The following is an 18,029-nucleotide window of genomic DNA, read 5'->3' on the forward strand; positions in this document are numbered from 1 at the left end:
GGCGGCCCGGGAGGGCTGTGCCTCAGAGCGCCGGCTGCTCGGCGACGCTCAGCCGGGGGAGGGCCGACGGCTCCTCCTCGTCGGCGTCGAGGACCCGGCCCTTCGTCTCCGGTGCCGCGAACGCCATCCACACGACGGCCAGCAGGACCGCGACTCCCAATACGGCGAAGGTCGTTGCCAGCCCCAGCGCGGGCCACATCAGCGAGCCGAACAGCATCGGGGCGAAACCGGTGAGCGCCCGGCTGACCGACGAGGCCCAGCCGAAGCCGCTGGCCCGCAGTTCGGTGGGGTACAGCTCGGAGGCGTACGCGTACAGGGCGGGGATGGTGAGCTGGATCAGGAAGCCGAAGACGGCGATCGCCACGACGGACCCGGTGGGCATGTCCATCACCAGCGCGAACACGACCAGCGCGACGGAGGCGATCGGTGCCGAGATCCCGATGAGCCACTTGCGGCCGACGATGTCGACGAGGGCCGTGGACACCAGCACGCCAATGATGCCGACCCCGCTCATCAGGGTGGTCTTCATGAAGGCCGCGGTGTCACCGAGGCCCTCGTCCTTCAGGATGGTCGGCATCCAGCTCAGGGCCGCGTAGTAGACCAGCATGATCGTGGCGAACAGCAGCCAGGCCGCGGAGGTGATGCGCGGGCTGAACTTCCATATGCGGCGCAGCTGTTCGGCCGCGGCGGCCACTCCGCGCGGGCCGGTCTCGGCGACGGGCTCCGGGATCGTGTACAGCTCGGCGGGCGTGCCGGCGCGGGCGACCAGGTCGTCGATGACCTGCCTGGCCTCCACCTCCCGGCCCTTCTTCGCCAGGTAGACGGGCGACTCCGGGATGCCGCGGCGGGCCCAGAAGAGCAGCAGCGCGGGCACGACCATCGTCGTCAGCATCCACCGCCAGTTCCCGTCGACCGTCAGCAGCGCCGTCGACACGAACCCGCACAGCGTGACGCCCACCGGCCACCACACATCGAGCCCGGTGAGCACCCGGCCCCGGTACTTGCGCGGTGAGAACTCGCTGACCAGCGCGTAGTCCACGGGGATACAGCCGCCGAGACCGATGCCCGCGAGGAAGCGCAGGGCGAGGAAGACCGGGTAGGTGGGCGAGAGCGCGCCGAGGACGGAGAAGACGGCGAAGATCAGCAGCGTGACGCTGAACGCTTTCTTGCGGCCGATCCGGTCCGCGACCGAGCCCCACGCGATGGCGCCTACGGCCATGCCGACGAGGTTGGCGGTGGCGACGTACCCGCGATCGCTCAGCGAGAGGTCGAAGTGCTCACCCACCAGCGGCATCAGGAAGCCGTTGAGGGCGATGTCGTAGGCGTCGAAGAGGTAGCCGAGGCCGCCGATGATGAAGATCTTTCCCTGGACGGGCCATTTCCAGGGGAGTTCCTGAACTATCTGATCGCCTGTTTTCACGTTCGCTCCACGGTGTTGCGTGTCTGGTACGTGCCGCACGATTGCGGGCGCGCTTTTTCGCGGGGCTCCGGCGTGCGGACCGGATGGTGGGTGCAGGGGGTGGCAGTTCTTGAGGGGGCTCAGCGCGCGAACTGGTACGAGAACGCGCCGAGATCCGGGTCGTTGAGCGGCGTGCCGGACCACAGCCAGTCGTAGGAGAGGTCCGACTCGCCGTCGAAGTTCCGCAACTTCTCGTCCCTGGCCCGCTGTTCGGGGCCGTCGGGCAGGTGGTAGAAGGTCTTGTTGCGCAGCGAGGCGTCCTGGACCATGCCGGCGTGCTTGGCGCGCCGGTCGACGTAGCGGCGCAGCGCGCCCTCGATACCGGCGGAGGTGACCGCGCCGAGTTCCTCGGCCAGTACGGCGGCGTCCTCCATGGCCTGCGAGGCGCCCTGAGCCTGGTAGGGGAGCATCGCGTGGCAGGCGTCGCCGAGGAGGGCGACCCGGCCGTCCGTCCACACCGGGTCGCGGCGCCGGTGGTGGAGCGCGAAGGCGGAGACGTCCTCCTTCGCCTTGGACAGCATGGCCGGTACGCGGTCGTCCCAGCCGGGGAACGCGTCCACCAGGTCCTGTGCGGTCGCGGACACGCTCCACTTCTCGGCGACCTCGTCCGTGCAGGGCACGCACGCCACCACGTTGAGGTACTCGCCGCCGCGGATCATGTAGTGCACGAGGTGCCGGTCGGGGCCGTACCAGATGGTGCTCTGGAAGCGGTCCACGAGCCAGCGCGTCGCCGGGTCGGCGGCGATCAACTCCCCTGGGATCAGCGCCCGGTAGGCCATCTCGCCGGAGAAGAGGAGAGTGTCGGGGGCGCCCATCAGGTCGCGGGTCCGCGAGCGGATGCCGTCGGCGCCGACAAGTGCGTCACCGGCGTACCGGCGCCCGTCCTCGGTGACCGCGACGGGACGCTCGGGGTCGGTGCGGTCCAGGTCGACGACCTTGCTCGCGGTGTGTACGTCCACGACGGGACCGGGGCCGCCGGGGTCGACGCACGCGTCCAGCAGGACGCGGTGGAGGTCGGCCCGGTGGTAGTGCCAGTACGGGGCGTTGAACTGGTCCTTGCAGCGCTGCCCCAGCGAGGTCAGCCCGATGATCCGGCCGTCCTTCCACCGCCGTCGCACCTGGTCGAGCGGCTCGGTGTGGATGGCCTCCATCTGCGGGCGCAGCCCGAGTCCCATCAGGACGCGGCTCGCGTTGGGCGCCGTCTGGATGCCCGCGCCGGCCTCGCCGAGCTCGGACGCCTGCTCCAGGACGGTGACCCGCAGACCGCGCTGCCGCAGTGCCAACGCGGTGGTGAGCCCGCCGAGACCTCCTCCGACGACGGTGACTTCGTACGACTGGCTGGGCGCCACACTTCCTCCAACTCGCCTGCGGTTACGGGTGGTTCGTGGGAACGGAGCGGCGCGGTCAGTCGCCGGTGAGCTTCCCGGCGGTGACGACCTCGACGTCGTCGACCGTGACGGTGCAGCCGCGCATCGCGATGTCGAGGTGGGCGTACGACTCACGTCCGAGGACCGGGTGCGGGCCGGTCGACCAGAGGAAGTTGCCGGCGAAGGCGCGGGCGTCCATGCCCATCAGGTCGTCCTTGCCGTACATCGCCGTGGCGAACCAGTCGGCGGTGCGCATCAGGCCCCAGCCCATGTGGGAGAGGCTGCGCGCCCACTGGTCCCGGGCGTCCTCGAAGAAGGTCGACAGGAGTTCGGCCTCGGCGCCGCCCGACACCTTCTCGATGTGGCCGCCCTCGATCTGGAGGGTGACGGGGGAGCGGACGTACTCCTTGAAGGGCAGCAGGATGTCGCCCTCGGCGAGCACGATCTGGCCGTCGGAGATCTCCGGCCAGCACAGCACCATCGTGCTGGGCCAGTGGTCCCAGCGGCCCGGGTCGTCGGCGAAGCCGCACTGGAACTCCGGCTTGGCGCCCGCGAGTTGGACGGTGAGGTCGGTTCCCGCGTCGGAGGTGACCCGCATGACGGACGACCGCTCGAGCAGGTCGACGCCCTCCAACACCTCTGCTTTGTCGCCCTCCTTGGGGAGGTTGCGGATCAGTACGTCGGGGGCGTCGCAGACGAAGATGATGCGGGTGCCCGCACGCAGGATCTCCTGCTGGACCGGCGCGTGGATGAAGCCCTCGCGGGTCAGGTCGACGACCAGGTCGGCCGACTTCAACAGGTCCTGCGCGGTGCTGTCGTTGAGCACGGAGACCAGGCCGGGACCCGCACCGGTGTGGGTGCTCGGCATCGGCGCGGGGCTGCCGCCCGGCACGGTCGCGGAGATGACATGCGCCCCGCACGCCTTGGCGGCACCGAAGGCGGCGGCGACGTAGTCACCTCGGCTGCCGGGCTCGGACAGCACCACGACGTGCTCGCCGCTGCGCAGCTTGCAGAGCTTCAGCTCGCGGGTGAAGGCGTCGAGCAGATCGACGGACGAAAGATCGAACACGGGCTTCTCCAGGTATCGCTGAGGGGGTACCGATCGCGCTCCTCGACGGGCTGCGGGCATGGCGCAGACACGCTCCGGGCGCGGTGACGGAAGGGGGAGCGAAGAGAGGGAGAGGGGAGGAGGTGAGCGGGGGAGACGCGGGACATGGGGAGCGGAGGCAGGGCGAACAGGCCCCGCGGTGCATGGTTGAGCAGCGGATTCGGGACGGTGGGGTACCGCCCGACAGAGATAATCCGAGCACGTACTATCTCTGCTTGGCAAGGGTTCGCGCGCCGAGTTAACACGGTTATTTCATGACGAGCCGTCAGGGAAATCGCGCACGTGCGACCTGACCTGGGGTACGCGTGCCGCTCGCTCCCGGGTGCTTGCCGCGAGGACGCAGGGCCGTACAGCAGGGCATACGACTGTGGCGGGCCCGTTGGTCGTCGGGCCCGCCACGTGTCCTTGTCGGTGTGCGGTGGCGGTCAGGCCGCCCCGTCGCGCAGGGCCGGCAGGGTGGCCGACGTCAGTTGCCGTGGTGCGTTGTCGGGGGCGACGAGGACGACGGTGCAGGTGGCCGCGTGGGTGAGGGCGGTGGTGAAGCTGCCTTCCGCGAACTGGGTGAGGGGGCCGTGCGGGGAGCGGCCGACGGCGATGGCGCGGGCGCCCGTGTCGGCGGCGTGCCGGGCCAGCACGCGGCCGGCCGCGGAGTGGTCGCCGACGGTGGTGAGGATCTGGCCGGTGGCCGGGACGCCCTGCTCGGCGAGGCGGTCGAGGTGGGCCGTCACCGCGGCCCGGGCCTGGTCGGGCGTCTCCGTGTCGGCGGCCAGTTCCTCGACCACGGCGGTCAGTTGGACGTGGACGACCTCCAGCGGGCTGTGCGTGTCGCGGGCGAGCCGGGCAGCGGCGTCGACGATGGCGGCGGCCTTGGCTTGGGCCGAGACGGCGACGATGATCCGAGGGGTGCTCCCGCTCGCCGGCTTGCCGACGGGGGTGATAGTCGGGACGACGGACTCGCCCTCTTCGGTGTGCTGCTCGGCCTCGCGGAGCAGCCCGTGGCCGCTGGCCAGGACCGGGATGGCGAGCAGGAAGGTGGCGGCGCCCAGGTAGAAGGGGACGCTCAGGTCGGTGGCGTCGGCGAGCTTGCCGGCCGCGTACGGGGCCAGACCGCCGCCGATGAAGCGCAGGAAGCCGTACGCGGACGAGGCGACGGGGCGCTCCACCGGCGAGACGAGCATGACGGCCTGGGTGGTCAGGGTGTTGTTGATGCCGATGAACGCGCCGCTGACGATGACCGCCACGATGACCACGGTCGGCGTGGCGACGCCCGCGGCGATCACCGCCATCACGACGGAGAGGCCGGCCAGATTGACGTACAGGACGGGCGCGGTGCCGTACCGGGCCTGCAGGCGCGGGGCGAAGAAGACGCTGAACGCGGCCACGAGCAGACCCCAGCCGGTGAACACGAGACCGAGCTGATGGGCGTCGAGTTCCATGGGGTAGGGGGCGTAGCCCAGCATGGTGAAGAAGCCCCAGTTGTACAGCAGCGCCATGATGCCCATCGTCAGCAGACCGCGGTGGCGCAGCGCCTTCAGTGGTGCCAGGGGTGAGGTGACGTGCTTCGGTTTGGGCAGGTCGGGCACGAACACGGCCGTGGCGACGAGCGCGATGGCCATCAGGACCGCGACGCCGAAGAACGGGCCGCGCCAGCTGATGCCGCCCAACTCACCGCCCAGCAGCGGCCCTACGGCGATACCGAGGCCCAGCGCCGTCTCGTACAGGATGATCGCGCCACCGAATCCGCCGCTGGCCGAGGCCACGATGACGGCCAGGGAGGTGGCGATGAACAGGGCGTTGCCCAGCCCCCAGCCCGCGCGGAAGCCGACGATTCCGTTGATGGAACCGGAGGTGCCGGCCAGGGCGGCGAAGACCACGATGACCGCCAGGCCTATGACGAGGGTGCGCTTGGCGCCGAAGCGGCTGGAGAACCAGCCCACGAACAGCATCGCCACCGCCGTCACGATCAGATAGCTGCTGAACAGCAGGGAGACCTGGCTCGGCGTGGCGTGCAGGTTCTTGGCCAGGGCGGGCAGGATCGGGTCGACGAGGCCGATCCCCATGAAGGAGATGACGCAGGCGAACGCGACGGCCCAGACGGCCCTGGGCTGCCGGAACGGGCTGGCGGCATTTCCGTGTGGTGCGTTCATGTGTGCTTGTCCTCCAGGGAGTTGAAGGGTGCGGGGGCGTCGTCAGGCGTCGGGCCGGCGGTCCTCGATCGCTCGGGCCAGGGCCGGGAGGGCGACCCGCACCGCGCGCTGTTCCGGCTCGCTCAACTCCGCGATGAGCAGGCCGAGGGCGTGGGCGCGTTCGGCGCGCCGCTGCCGGGAGACCTCCAGACCCGTGTCGGTCACCTCGACCAGCACGCCCCGGCCGTCGCTGCGGTCCGCGGTGCGTCGTACCAGGTCGGCGCACTCCAGCCGGGTGACCAGCTGTGTCATGTTCGGCTGGGTGGCGCCCTCGGCCCGGGCCAGATCGGTCAGCCGGCACGGGCCCTCACGGCCCAGGCGCCCGAGCACCGCGGAGGCGGCCATGCTCAGCCCGCCGGTGACGGCGCTCTGGCGGACGTAGCGGACCATCCTCTCGACGGCGACGATCAGGTCCTCGGGTGCGACCTCGGGGACCTCTGACGTCGCTGGATCCATAACCCGCTTATACATAAGGGCATTATGCACTTACGTGTAGCTTGAAACAAGATGTGCGTGGTGATGCGTGGTGATGAGTCGTGGCGGGTGATGAAAGGAACCGGCGGCTGCCGGACAGTACGGGTTGTGGAATCCATGACGGAACAGGAGGCGCGCCGGATGCAGCAGGCGCGCTTCGAACGGCTGGCGCGTGTGGTGGTGGAACCGCTGCACCGGTATCTGCTGCGAAGGACGAGCGCCGACATGGTCGACGACGTCCTGTCGGAGACGATGTTGGTGCTGTGGCGTCGCATCGACGAGGTCCCCGGACTCGGCGCGGGTGCCCTGCCCGATCCCGATCCCGGTGACGTGTTGCCGTGGTGCTACGGAGTGGCCCGGGGATGTCTGGCGAACGCCCGCCGTGCCGATGGACGCAGACTCCGGCTGGTGGAGCGGCTGATCCGGAGCCACGAGCAGTCACCGGATCGGGCCGCCGACCACGGCGAGCTGCACGCCGCGCTGGATGCCCTCGCGGCGCAGGACCGCGAGGTGGTGCAGCTGTGGGCGTGGGAGGGGCTGGCGCCGCGGCAGATCGCGGAGGCGACCGGACTGACCGCCAACGCGGTGAGCATCCGGCTCCACCGGGCGAAGAAGAAAATCGCCGCACAGTTGGGGCGAAAGGATGCCGAACCGACCGGACACAAGAGGGATGAAGGAAGGAGCAGTCAGTGAATGACGACGAGCTGCTGGCCCGGCTGAAGTCTGCGGACCCCGCACTGACCACCCAAGCTCCGCCGCCCGACATCGACCGTCTTGTGGAGGACACCTTGAACACCGACACTGCGCTTCAGTCCGCGACCACCGCCGCCGGCATCGCGACCGCGGGATGGGGGCGCCGTCGCCTCTTCGGACTCGCGGCGGCCGGACTACTGGTACTTGGCGGCGGCGTCGCCGGAGGAATCATGGCCAGCAGCGGTAACGACAACGGTCATTCGGCCTCGGCCAGGGTCGTGCCTTCTGCCGGTGCGCTGCAACTCACCGCCGAGGGCGGCTCCGGCAAGTGCATGGTGCCCGGCGTCGACACCCTGAGCAAATACCCGGTCCTCTTCCTGGGGACGGCCATTTCCGTCGAGGGCTCGACGGCCACTTTCCGTGTGGACCAGTGGTTCAAGGGCGGCGACGCGAAGACGGTCGTGCTCACCAGCGACACCAGGATCCCGGAGACGTTGACGTACGCGGAGGGCGGGCACTACATCGTGGGCGCCAAGGACGGCTTCGTCCCGATGTGCGCGGCGATCGAGGCCTCGCCCAAGGACATCGCCGAGTTCCGCCAGGCGTTCGGGAAGTGACCCCACCGGATCACGAGGGGTCGTCCAGCAGGCTCCGGGCGAACTCGTGCGCCGGGTCCGCCAGGGCGTGCCGGAGGGTGGCGAAGAGATCCGCCGCCGTCGTGCCGGACCAGGTGGCGGGGAGGAGGGTGCTGGGCAGGCCCGGGTCGAGGTAGGGCAACCGACGCCAGGCCGTGAGGACTTGGACGTAGTCGATGAACGCGGCCCGGTCGGACACCTTGCCCGGCCCGGCCCAGCGTTCGGCCATCGACGTGAACTCGGCGACGAAATCGTCGTAGAGCTTCTGGAGCGCGTCCAAGTCCCACCAGCGGCCCACCTGTTCGGCGGGGTCACCGAAAGCCACGTAGTCGCCCCGGAAGAGGTCGACGTACTGGTCCAGGCCGTGTCGCAGCAGGTGGTCGCGGGTGTCGTCGAGCGCGTGGGCCGGGGCGATCCAGATCCCGGACGAGACCGTGCCGAAGCCCAACCAGGCCAGCCGTGACCGGAGTTGGTGCCGGTGCCGGCGCTCGCTCTCCGGTACCGAGAAGACGGCGATGACCCAGCCGTCGTCGGTGACGGCGTGGCGTTCGAAGATGCGCCGGTCACCGGTCTCCAGCACGGAACGGGCGTAGGGCGACAGCGCGTAGCCTGCGCGCCCGTCCCGTCGCTCGGCCACCAGGATCTCCCGGCGCTTGAGCCGGGAGATCGACGAGCGGACCGCCTGGGCGTCCACATCGAGTTCGGCGAGCAGCCGGATCAGGGTGCTCACGCTGATCCAGCCGCCGACCTCGCGCGCGTAGAGGCCGTACACCGTCACGATCAGGGATCGTGGCGGTGCGGGCTGGCTCGGGCTGTCGTCTTCGAGATCGCTTGCCGTCACGATCGTAGTATTTCAGTGCGCCCGTACGGCGTCGGATTCCGCCCGGCCGCCCAGCGCGGCACGCCAGGCATCCGGCCAGGGCGCGCTGCCGCCGGTCGCCTTGTCGGGGACGTGCACGGTGACGTAACTGCCCCGGGCGGCACGGCAGTTGGGCTTGCCGTCCGCAGTGTTCCGCCACACCTCGAAGCCGAAGGTCATCGAGGACCGGCCGAGGCGGATCAGCTCGACCCGCGTCTCGACCTCCTCGCCGAACCGGATCGACGCCTCGAACTCCACCTCGTACCGCACCCTCGGCGCCACCGGGAAGTACCCCGGGACGTCGTACCTGCGCATCAGCTCGGCCTCCGCAGCCTCCGCGAACCGGACGACGGTCGTGTTGTGGTAGATCCCGGCCGCATCGGTGTCGATCCACTCCACGCGAGCACGGTGAACGCCGAAGGGGCCACTCATGGGGTCCACCGCAGGTGCACGGCGTCCCGCGGGGTCTCGCGCAGCAGCGCGAGGCGCGGGCGGACCGCGTCGGTGCGCGAGGTGGGCGGCTTGCGGCGACCGGCCGCGAACTGCGCCGGCCAGTCGGCACCTGGACCCCGGTACTCCTGCTCGGCCGCCGCCTGCAGCGTCCACTGCGGGTTGTAGAGATGGGTGCGGCCGAGCGCGCACAGGTCCGCACGCCCGGCGAGCAGGATCGAGTTGACGTCGTCGTACGACGAGATCGCTCCTACGGCGATCACGGCCGCGCCCGCCGGAGCGGCGACCTCGTGCCGGATGCGGTCGGCGAACGGGGTCTGGTACGAGCGGCCGTACGCCGGCTTCTCGTCCTTGGTGACCTGGCCGGAGGACACGTCGACGGCCGCCGCGCCATGCGCGACGAACGCCCGCGCGATCTCGACCGCGTCGTGCTCGGTGTTCCCGTCGGGGGTCCAGTCGGTGGCGGAGATGCGCACCGTCACCGGGCGGTCGGCGGGGAAGGCGGACCGTACGGCGTCGAAGACCTCCAGCGGGAAACGCAGCCGGTTGGTCAGGTCGCCGCCGTACTCGTCGGTGCGGTGGTTGGCGATGGGGGAGAGGAAGGAGGAGAGCAAGTAGCCGTGGGCCGCGTGGACTTCGAGGAGGTCGAAGCCTGCCTCGGCGCCTCGCCGGGCGGCTGCCACGAAATCGGCCACGACCGCGTCCATGTCGGATCGCGTCATCTCGCGCGGTGTGTGGCAGCCCGTGCCGTAGGGCAGTGGCGACGGGCCTACGACCTCCCAGTTGCCCTCGGTGAGGGGCTCGTCAATGCCCTCCCACATGAGGCGAGTTGAGCCCTTGCGGCCCGAATGGCCCAGCTGCAGGCCGATCTTGGCGGTGCTGCGTCCGTGGACGAAGTCGGTGACCCGGGTCCACGCGTCGCGCTGGGTGTCGTTCCACAGGCCCGTGCAGCCCGGGGTGATGCGGGCCTCGGGGGAGACGCAGACCATCTCGGTCATCACCAGGCCGGCGCCGCCGAGCGCCTTGGAACCGAGGTGGACCATGTGGAAGTCGTCCGGTACTCCGTCGACGGCGGAGTACATGTCCATCGGCGAGACGATGATCCGGTTCTTCAACTCGAGGCCGCCGATGGAGAACGGCTGGAACATCGCCGGGACCGACTCGGTGCGGCCCTGGGCTTCGGCGAAGCCGCGCTCGATGAGGTCGGCGAAGCCCGGGTCGCGGTCCTTGAGGTTGTCGAAGGTGATCCGGCGGGACCGCGTGAGCAGGTTGAAGCAGAACTGCGCGGGGTCCTGGTCGGCGTACCGGCCGATGTTCTCGAACCACTCGAGCGAGGCCTGGGCGGCGCGCTGGGTGGACTCCACCACCGGGCGGCGCTCGGTCTCATACGCCGTCAACGCCTCGTCCACGGTGGGGTGTTCGTGCAGACACGCGGCGAGCGCGAGGGCGTCCTCCATCGCCAGCTTGGTGCCGGAACCGATCGAGAAGTGCGCTGTGTGGGCGGCGTCGCCGAGGAGGACCACGTTGTGGTGGTGCCAGCGCTCGTTGCGGACCGTGGTGAAGTTCAGCCACCGGGAGTTGTTGGTCAGGAGCGCGTGTCCGGCGAGTTCGTCGGCGAAGATCTCGCGGATCCGGGCCACCGACTCCTCGTCGCTGATCCCCGGCGGGAACTGCGTGCCCTCCGTCGCGTCGAGGCCCGCCTTGCGCCACACGTCCTCCGCCATCTCGACGATGAAGGTCGAGCCGGAGTCGGAGAAGGGGTAGCCGTGGATCTGCATGGTGCCGAACTCGGTTTGCTTGACGAGGAATTGGAACGCCTCGAAGACCCGGTCGGTGCCCAGCCACATGTACTTGTTGGTCCGCTGGTCGAGGGAGGGCACGAAGGCGTCGGCGTACTTGGTCCGCACGGCCGAGTTGATTCCGTCGGCCGCGACCACGAGGTCGTAGGAGCCGCGCAGTTCGTCCACTTCCGGGGCGAGGGTCCGGTAGCGCACGGTGACGCCGAGCTCGGCGGCCCGCTCCTGGAGGATGTGCAGCAAGTCCTTGCGGGCCATCGCAGCGAAGCCCTGGCCGCCGACCGTGAAGGGGTGGCCGTCGAACTCGATGTCGATGTCGGTCCAGCGCGCGAACCGGCTCTCCATCGCGTCGTGCACGACGGTGTCCGCGTTCTCGATGCCGCCGAGGGTCTCGTCGGAGAAGACCACGCCGAAGCCGAAGGTGTCGTCGGGCGCGTTCCGTTCCCACACGGTGATCTCATGCGCGGGGTCGAGCTGCTTCATCAGCGCGGCGAGATACAGCCCACCAGGCCCACCGCCCACGATCGCGATCCTCATGCCTGGTTCTCCTTCTCGACGATCCGACGCAGCAGGAAGTGCTGAAGCTTTCCGCTGGTGTTGCGGGGCAGCGCGTCACAAAAGCGCACCGCGCGGGGGTACTTGTACGGCGCCAGCTGGGCCTTGACGTGGTTCTGGATGTCCTTGACCTTGGCGTCGTCGCCGACGACTCCCTCGGCCAGGACGACGAACGCGCAGACCACAGAGCCCCGTTCGGGATCGGGCTTGGCGACCACGGCCGACTCGACCACGTCCGGGTGGGTGTTGATCGCGGACTCGACCTCGGGGCCACCGATGTTGTAGCCGGAGGACACGATCATGTTGTCCGTGCGGGTGCGGTAGTAGAAGTAGCCGTCCTCGTCGCGCACGAAGGTGTCGCCGGTGACGTTCCAGCCGTTCACCACGTAGTTCGCCTGACGCTGATCGTCGAGATAACGGCAGCCGACCGGGCCGATCACGGCCAGCCGCCCCTCGACACCGGGGCCGACCTCCTCACCGTCCAGGTCGAGAACGGTGGCGCGGTAACCGGGGACCGGCCGTCCCGTCGAACCGGGCCGGATGTCGTCACCGGCGGCGGAGATGAAGATGTGGATCATCTCCGTGGCGCCGATGCCGTCGACGACCTTGATCCCGGTCTCCGCGTGGAGCTGCTCCCATACTTCCTCCGGTATGTGCTCCCCGGCGCTGACCGCGCTCCGCAGCCCATGCAACCGGTCCGCCTTGCCGGCCTTGAGGATCTGCCGGTACGCCGTCGGCGCGGTCGCCAGTACGGTGACCCCCGCCTCGGCGACCAACTCGGCGAGCGGCTCCGGCGCGACGGCCTCCGTCAACAGCGCGCAGGCACCGGCCCGCAGGGCACAGACGACCAGGATGCCGAGGCCGAAGGTGAAGGCGAGCGGGGCGGTGCACGACACGAGATCGTCCGGCTTCAGGCGGAGCGTGTGCCGGCCGAAGGTGTTGTCGATCGAGAGGATGTCGCGGTGGAAGTGGGTGGTGATCTTCGGTACGCCGGTGCTGCCTGAGGTCGGTCCGAAGAGGGCGACGTCGTCGGCGGCGGTGTCGCCCGCGGTGAACTCGGCCGGTTTCGCCGCCACTTGGCGCGTCAGGTCGTCGGGTGCGTCGCCGCCGTACGGCACGATCGTGAGGTCCGGCAGGACGGTGTCGCGTACGGCTTCGACGTCGGCCGTGAAGCGGTGGTCGACGAGGGCGACGGCCGGGCGGGTCTTCTCCACGACGGGGGTGAGTTCGCGGGCCCGCAGTGCCGCCATGGTGGTGACGACGATGCCGCCGGCCTTGAGGGTGCCGAGCCAACAGGCCACGGTCCAGGGGTTGTTGGGGGAGCGCAGGAGCACGCGGTTGCCGGGGACCAGGCCGAGGTCTTCGGTGAGGACGTGGGCGATCTGGTTGGCGCGACGCAGGAGTTCGCCGTAGGTCCACACCTCGCCCTCGGGCGTGCGCAGGGCCGGGCGGTCGGGGCCGAAGCGGGCGGTGGGTACGTCGATCAGCTCGACGCCGGCGTTCAGGCGCTCGGGGTACTGGAGTTCGTCGGTGGTGAACTCCAGTACCGGCCACTGGGCGCGCGGCGGCAGGTGGTCGCGGGCGAACGTGTCCGGATAGGCGGAGGGCGAGAGGCCCATCTGGTCCAACTGGTCCATCGGGAGGGTCCTTTCCGCAGGCCGGGGGCGGGCCGTGCAGGGATCAGGAGCTGCGTGGGAATCAAGAGCTGCGGATCAGGCCTTCCTGGACGACGGTGGCCAGGTGGGTACCGGAGGGGGTGAAGAAGCGGCCGACAGCGAGGCCGCGACCGGCGTCGGCGGCGACGGCTTCCTGGGCGTAGAGGAGCCAGCCGTCCATGGGTGCGGGCCGGTGGAACCACATCGCGTGGTCGAGGCTCGCGGTGATGAGTCCGGGCAGGGCCCACGGCAAGTCCAGTACGCGCAGGACGGGTTCGAGGATCGTGTAGTCGCAGACGTAGGCGAGCGCGGCGAGGTCGCGCTGCTCGTCGGTGAGGCCGTCGACGGGACGCAGCGTGTCGAACGGCTTTACCCACACGGCCTGTTGGGGCACGCGCTCGCCCTCGACCGTGAGGTAGACGGGTCCGGGCACGTGCCGCATGTCGAAGCTGCGGCCGCCGCTCCAGTACGCCTCGGAGGTGTCGGTCATCGTGCCCCGGGGAGCGGAGGTCTCGCTCAAGTACGCGTCGGAGCTGGGCAGTTCGGTGGGATCCGGTACGCCGACGGGGGGCTCGGCGGCGAAGGTCGCGCCCGGCTCGCCCGCGGCGAAGTTGGCGAGGCAGGTGTAGACGGGCTTGCCGTTCTGGAAACCGCGGACCTGCCGGGTGGCGTAGCCGCGGCCGTCGCGCAGCAGCTCGACCTCGTAACGGACCTCGGCGCCGATGTCGACCGGCCGCAGGAAGTAGGAGTGCATCGAGTGCAGCGTCTTGCCCTCGACCGAGCGCATCGCGGCGGCCGTGGCCTGGGCGACCATGTCACCGCCGTAGGCCTTCGGCCAGGGGCAGGGTTGGGTGGTCGCGGTGAAGGCGAGGTCGAAGTGCTCGGGCTCGGTGGGGGTGAGGGCGATCGCGGCGGTGAAGATCGCCGAGGTCGGGGCAGAGCGGACGTCGGTGTTTGTGGTTCGGGAGTCGGCGCCGGCGCTTCGGGTGTCCGAGCCGGCGCTTCGGGCGTCGGAGCTGCTGCTTCGGGAGTCGGAGCTGGTGCTCTGGATGTCGTTCACGGCCGGTCCAGCCAGTCGCGCAGGTCGGCGTCGGCCACCTCGTCCAGGTTGACCACGATGTTCTCCGGGGTGCGGGTCGTCATCCAGGTCAGCGGGTTGTTGCGGTCGAGGTTGCACTCGACGTGCGGCATGAACGGCGGCACGAAGACCCAGTCGCCCTCCGAGAGATCGAGGTAGTCCTCGAACCGTTCACCGAAATAGATCCGGGCCCGACCGGAGAGGACGTAGCCGCCGGTCTCGGCCTCGCCGTGGTGGTGCGGGACCGAGCGGTAGCCCGACTCGTTGCTCACCTTCCCGAACCACAGCTTGGTGGCGGGAGTGTGCTGGATGGAGACACCGGAGATCCGGCTCGCGCCGGCGGACTGGCCGGTGGCACCGAACTCCAGACCGGCGCGGGTCACGACCGGTACGACCAGGCCGGACTCGTTCGCGTACGACGAGTTGTCGCCCTCTAGGACGTACTTGGAGAAGTCGGGTTCCATGATCAGCTCCTGGAGTCGGTGCGGCGGAGGTCGGTGTGGCGAGAGTCGGTGAGGCGTATGTCGGTGCGGCGGAAGCGGTTGCGCAGGGTGCCGATACCGGGGATCTCGGTCTCGACGAGGTCGCCGTCGGCGAGGAAGGCCGGCGGGTTCATGCCCGAGCCCACGCCACCGGGGGTGCCGGTGAGTACGAGGTCGCCGGGGCGCAGGACCGTGAAGGTGGAGATGCAGGCGAGCAGATCGGCGGCGTCGAACACCAGCGTGCTCGTGTTTCCGCGCTGCCGCTCGACGCCGTTGACCCGGCAGATCACCTCGACGCCCGCGACCGGGTCGAGCTCGTCGGGTGTGACGACCACCGGTCCGAGCGGGGTGGTGCGGTCCCATGCCTTGCCCTGGAACCACTGCAGCGTGCGCTTCTGCCAGTCCCGCACGCTGATGTCGTTGGCGACGGTGTATCCGGCGATCGCGCGTTCGGCGGTGCCCCGGTCCGCGCGGTAGAGCTCCGCTCCCACGACGACGGCGAGCTCGGCCTCCCAGTCCACGTCGACGCCGGGCGGGAGGACCAGGTCGTCCTCCGGGCCGGTGAGCGTGTCGGCGTACTTGGCGAAGAGCGTGGGGTGAGTGGGGAGCTCGCGGCCCATCTCGGTGATGTGGTCGCCGTAATTGAGGCCGCAGCAGACGACTTTGCGCGGTGAGGGCAGCGGCAACACGGGGGTGGCGTCGGGTAGTTCGGCCCCGGCGAGGTTGGCGATGCGGTCGGGTTCGGTGGTCGCCAGTAGCGCGGAGAGGTCGTCGGCCGGCAGCGCCCGCCAGCGGTCGCCGTCGAGCACGGCGGCCGCGGTGCGGCCTCCGTGGGCCACGGTGGCGAGCTTCATGGGCGTTCTCCCTCGGGGTGGTGGCGGTGGTCGGAGCGACCGGGGCGGTCGGGATGAGCGGGTTGGGCGGGTCGGGTGGCTGGGCGGGTTGGTCGAGCTGCGTTATAGCGAGATTTTCACGACCGTCGAAAACAGTCAATAGATGAGTTACGCTGGCTGAGTCAGCCCGTCCGATCCATCCGGTCCCCCAGAGGAGCAACCAGCAATGACTCCGATCCCGGTGAACCCGCCCTCGCTCCCCGCACCGAGCGGCTACTCGCACGGCACGCTGAGCGGCAACACGCTGTACCTGGGCGGACAGACGGCCCTGGACGCGGACATGCGGATCGTCGCCGGCGGCATCGTCGAGCAGTTCCGACAGGCGTTCGGCAACGTGCTCACCACGTTGCGGGCGGCGGGCGGTGTCCCTGAGGACCTGGTGAGCCTGACGATCTACCTCACCGACATCCCCGACTACCAGGCACACGGCAAGGAGATCGGGAAGGTCTGGCGCGAGCTTGCGGGGCCGGTCTATCCGGCGATGGCGGGGATCGGCACGACCGCGCTGTGGCAGCGGGAGGCGATGATCGAGATCGTTGGGGTTGCGGTGATTCCGGAGGAGCGGGTGGTTCGGGGGGAGGGGTAGGGGCACCTGGGGGTGTGAGGGGGTGCGGTGGGGTGGGTGAGGGAGTGTGTAGGGCGCCGGTGATTGTTTGACGCGGTGGTGTGGGTGGGCTCGGGTGGTCGGACCGAGGGTGTCTCGGCTCAGGTGCCATGTGTGGCTGAGTGGGGGGCGGGGGGCGCTTCGGTGAATGCCGGGTACATCTGGATGGTGGTGCGGCTAGTTCCCTGGCCCGACTGGCCGGTGTGGTTCATGCCGTCGGCGACGGCCCCTTCTGCCGACCGGTGTCCGACCTTCGCGTGCGGGTTCACACCGACAACCCCGACCGCTACTCCCGCCCGGCCGTATCCATCACTATCGTCGCGGCCACAGTCGTCCCCCTCGTCGATCGGGCAGAGCCCGGCCCACCCGTGTGACAACAAGACGCGCCGCCCTCGTGCACGGGTCACCCCCTCGCGGCCACCTGGGCCAGGTCCTTCGGCGCGCGCATGCTGCCGAAGCCCACGTACACCGGCGGAGCCCCGGCGCTGAGGAACGTCACCAGTTCGGCCGGGAGTTGGTGGACGTCGGGGCGAATCCGCGCGCCGGTCCGCACGACGTCGAGGTCCGGCGTCTCCCGCCATGGGCGAGAATCGGGCCCGCCGCCAACAAGGGACGGTCGCTCAGGACGTGGTCGCGGACATTGGCCACCGGTGGCAGGCCGATCGACGCACGGTGCGTGTTCAGCGCTACGGCGACACCGCGTCGATGCTCCGGGCGCCCAGGTCCCACAGTGCCCGGTTGTGGGTCACCCCGGGTGGGACCGGCGGGCCCTCCCGTGCCGGTGAAAGCAGGGCGTTTCGCTGACAACTCGCTTACACGTAGCGGATGTTCAGCCTCTCAGCCACCGATCGTGCGGCAACCTGTATCAAGAGCCGGTTGCCGCCAACGCGTCACACCCCTCGGCCGCGCCAGCGAGCGTGTCGAGCTGTCCGGCCAGTAACTCGGCGCGGTACCGGGAGAGTTCGGTCGCCGACGGGAGAGTCGCCCCGTGCATGATCGGACGCATCGGCCGGCCGCTCGGCAGTACGTCGACGTCGATACCTGAGAGTAACTCCGCGAACTTCTTGTCCGGTGGCACGCGCATCCGTAACTCCGCGCCGATTCCCCGTAATCGGACGGTGAGTGCAGCCAATGCATCGACGCCCCCGCGCGTCCCGTACATCGACAACAACACGCGCATTTAGCGAATCCCGTTTGCGTGGGTTTCGGCGTCGGCCGACGTGTGGGCATTCTGACATCTCTGCCGATCTGCGCGGCTCTCAAACCTTTAATCCGGTCCGACTGTGGAAATGGGAGAGCTTCTTTACCTGTGGCCTCGTTTACCCTCGGTTCGCCTCGCCACAAGGGAAGTTGTGAGCCGGTGTGCTGACGTTCTTCCCGTATGTGAGGTTCGCGGGATTCTTTATCCAGGGTGTCGACTCTGTGGCGCTCCGGGAAATGTCAAGTGTTGACATGGTCCGAGCGTGTGATTGATGATTACGACAGCGTCACGGAGTTCGGGAAGAGGATTCGGGCGCACTGGAAAACATCGTGACAAGGTAATTGGCCAGTTATTTCGGGAATCGAATTATCGAATCACCGAGCCATCGCAAGCCGCTTTACCCCGTGGGCTCGTCCCCGCAATCACCCGCCAATCCCCCTATTCAACGACCTGACGTGTGCCCCGTCCGGCAGTGACAGTTCAGTTCCGCCGTGACGGCGCCCCACGCATCCCGGCCGTCTGCCCCGCGTCCCG

The 18,029-nt window shown here is 69.5% G+C and carries 17 protein-coding genes; 3 read left to right on the forward strand and 14 right to left on the reverse strand.

Translation table 11 applies throughout. From position 1 onward, the window contains the following. Nucleotides 1–22 precede the first annotated feature (22 nt). The 5 genes from SPR02S_RS07555 to SPR02S_RS07575 form a co-directional block, all read right to left on the reverse strand. On the reverse strand, nt 23–1,420 hold the full coding sequence (locus SPR02S_RS07555; RefSeq protein ID WP_019056338.1) for an MFS transporter: 1,398 nt from the start codon (nt 1,418–1,420) through the stop codon (nt 23–25). A 119-nt stretch (nt 1,421–1,539) separates the two neighbouring features. Next, a complete protein-coding gene (locus SPR02S_RS07560; protein ID WP_019056339.1) occupies nt 1,540–2,808 on the reverse strand; it encodes an FAD-dependent oxidoreductase in 1,269 nt (422 codons plus the stop codon). Between the two features lie 55 nt (nt 2,809–2,863). Beyond that, nucleotides 2,864–3,895 (reverse strand): 2,5-dihydroxypyridine 5,6-dioxygenase NicX family protein, encoded by a 1,032-nt coding sequence (locus tag SPR02S_RS07565; protein ID WP_019056340.1) that lies wholly within the window; start codon nt 3,893–3,895, stop codon nt 2,864–2,866. A gap of 464 nt (nt 3,896–4,359) precedes the next feature. Then, complete coding sequence (locus SPR02S_RS07570) at nt 4,360–6,081, reverse strand: MFS transporter (RefSeq protein WP_019056341.1); 1,722 nt, start codon at nt 6,079–6,081, stop codon at nt 4,360–4,362. Nucleotides 6,082–6,123: 42 nt separating this feature from the next. Then, on the reverse strand, nt 6,124–6,576 hold the full coding sequence (locus SPR02S_RS07575; protein WP_019056342.1) for a MarR family winged helix-turn-helix transcriptional regulator: 453 nt from the start codon (nt 6,574–6,576) through the stop codon (nt 6,124–6,126). 135 nt (nt 6,577–6,711) lie between these two features. Between SPR02S_RS07575 and SPR02S_RS07580 the strand changes: the two genes are divergently transcribed. Next, a complete protein-coding gene (locus SPR02S_RS07580) occupies nt 6,712–7,287 on the forward strand; it encodes an RNA polymerase sigma factor (RefSeq protein ID WP_245607522.1) in 576 nt (191 codons plus the stop codon). Continuing rightward, entirely contained in the window at nt 7,284–7,904 is a 621-nt protein-coding gene (locus SPR02S_RS07585; RefSeq protein ID WP_019056344.1) for a hypothetical protein, read from the forward strand. Before SPR02S_RS07580 ends, SPR02S_RS07585 begins: the two co-directional genes overlap by 4 nt. A 10-nt stretch (nt 7,905–7,914) precedes the next feature. On the opposite strand, the gene SPR02S_RS07590 is transcribed toward SPR02S_RS07585, so the two are convergent. The 7 genes from SPR02S_RS07590 to SPR02S_RS07620 all read right to left on the reverse strand — a co-directional run bounded on the left by SPR02S_RS07590 (nt 7,915) and on the right by SPR02S_RS07620 (nt 15,651). Continuing rightward, the gene (locus SPR02S_RS07590; protein ID WP_026150318.1) at nt 7,915–8,763 is read right to left on the reverse strand and encodes a PaaX family transcriptional regulator; all 849 of its coding nucleotides are present in this window, start codon (nt 8,761–8,763) and stop codon (nt 7,915–7,917) included. A 12-nt stretch (nt 8,764–8,775) separates the two neighbouring features. Beyond that, nucleotides 8,776–9,180, reverse strand: a complete 405-nt coding sequence (locus SPR02S_RS07595) for an acyl-CoA thioesterase (RefSeq protein WP_019056346.1) — start codon at nt 9,178–9,180, stop codon at nt 8,776–8,778. 29 nt (nt 9,181–9,209) lie between these two features. After that, nucleotides 9,210–11,564: a bifunctional salicylyl-CoA 5-hydroxylase/oxidoreductase gene (locus SPR02S_RS07600; protein ID WP_019056347.1), complete on the reverse strand. Its 2,355-nt coding sequence runs from the start codon at nt 11,562–11,564 to the stop codon at nt 9,210–9,212. Beyond that, nucleotides 11,561–13,219 (reverse strand): AMP-binding protein, encoded by a 1,659-nt coding sequence (locus SPR02S_RS07605; protein ID WP_019056348.1) that lies wholly within the window; start codon nt 13,217–13,219, stop codon nt 11,561–11,563. The genes SPR02S_RS07600 and SPR02S_RS07605 overlap by 4 nt, the downstream gene beginning before the upstream one ends. Before the next feature lie 61 nt (nt 13,220–13,280). Further along, nucleotides 13,281–14,297 (reverse strand): acyl-CoA thioesterase, encoded by a 1,017-nt coding sequence (locus tag SPR02S_RS07610; protein WP_019056349.1) that lies wholly within the window; start codon nt 14,295–14,297, stop codon nt 13,281–13,283. Next, nucleotides 14,294–14,779 (reverse strand): cupin domain-containing protein, encoded by a 486-nt coding sequence (locus tag SPR02S_RS07615; protein WP_019056350.1) that lies wholly within the window; start codon nt 14,777–14,779, stop codon nt 14,294–14,296. The genes SPR02S_RS07610 and SPR02S_RS07615 overlap by 4 nt, the downstream gene beginning before the upstream one ends. Before the next feature lie 2 nt (nt 14,780–14,781). Continuing rightward, a complete protein-coding gene (locus SPR02S_RS07620) occupies nt 14,782–15,651 on the reverse strand; it encodes a fumarylacetoacetate hydrolase family protein (protein WP_019056351.1) in 870 nt (289 codons plus the stop codon). A 205-nt stretch (nt 15,652–15,856) separates the two neighbouring features. Between SPR02S_RS07620 and SPR02S_RS07625 the strand changes: the two genes are divergently transcribed. Continuing rightward, entirely contained in the window at nt 15,857–16,276 is a 420-nt protein-coding gene (locus tag SPR02S_RS07625) for a RidA family protein (protein WP_019056352.1), read from the forward strand. A gap of 421 nt (nt 16,277–16,697) precedes the next feature. On the opposite strand, the gene SPR02S_RS62900 is transcribed toward SPR02S_RS07625, so the two are convergent. Continuing rightward, nucleotides 16,698–16,847: a hypothetical protein gene (locus tag SPR02S_RS62900; RefSeq protein ID WP_019056353.1), complete on the reverse strand. Its 150-nt coding sequence runs from the start codon at nt 16,845–16,847 to the stop codon at nt 16,698–16,700. Nucleotides 16,848–17,159: 312 nt separating this feature from the next. Beyond that, on the reverse strand, nt 17,160–17,378 hold the full coding sequence (locus SPR02S_RS58890) for a hypothetical protein (protein WP_158697789.1): 219 nt from the start codon (nt 17,376–17,378) through the stop codon (nt 17,160–17,162). Between the last annotated feature and the right edge of the window lie 651 nt (nt 17,379–18,029).

Source organism: Streptomyces prunicolor NBRC 13075 (assembly GCF_000367365.1).
GTDB classification, from domain to species: domain Bacteria; phylum Actinomycetota; class Actinomycetes; order Streptomycetales; family Streptomycetaceae; genus Streptomyces; species Streptomyces prunicolor.

Coding starts and splice junctions, on each gene's coding strand:
- SPR02S_RS07580 (WP_245607522.1), top strand. CDS start 6,712: ATGACGGAACAGGAGGCGCGCCGGATGCAGCAGGCGCGCTTCGAACGG.
- SPR02S_RS58890 (WP_158697789.1), bottom strand. CDS start 17,378: ATGCGCGTGCCACCGGACAAGAAGTTCGCGGAGTTACTCTCAGGTATC.
- SPR02S_RS07605 (WP_019056348.1), bottom strand. CDS start 13,219: ATGGACCAGTTGGACCAGATGGGCCTCTCGCCCTCCGCCTATCCGGAC.
- SPR02S_RS07575 (WP_019056342.1), bottom strand. CDS start 6,576: ATGGATCCAGCGACGTCAGAGGTCCCCGAGGTCGCACCCGAGGACCTG.
- SPR02S_RS07620 (WP_019056351.1), bottom strand. CDS start 15,651: ATGAAGCTCGCCACCGTGGCCCACGGAGGCCGCACCGCGGCCGCCGTG.
- SPR02S_RS07625 (WP_019056352.1), top strand. CDS start 15,857: ATGACTCCGATCCCGGTGAACCCGCCCTCGCTCCCCGCACCGAGCGGC.
- SPR02S_RS07570 (WP_019056341.1), bottom strand. CDS start 6,081: ATGAACGCACCACACGGAAATGCCGCCAGCCCGTTCCGGCAGCCCAGG.
- SPR02S_RS07600 (WP_019056347.1), bottom strand. CDS start 11,564: ATGAGGATCGCGATCGTGGGCGGTGGGCCTGGTGGGCTGTATCTCGCC.
- SPR02S_RS07615 (WP_019056350.1), bottom strand. CDS start 14,779: ATGGAACCCGACTTCTCCAAGTACGTCCTAGAGGGCGACAACTCGTCG.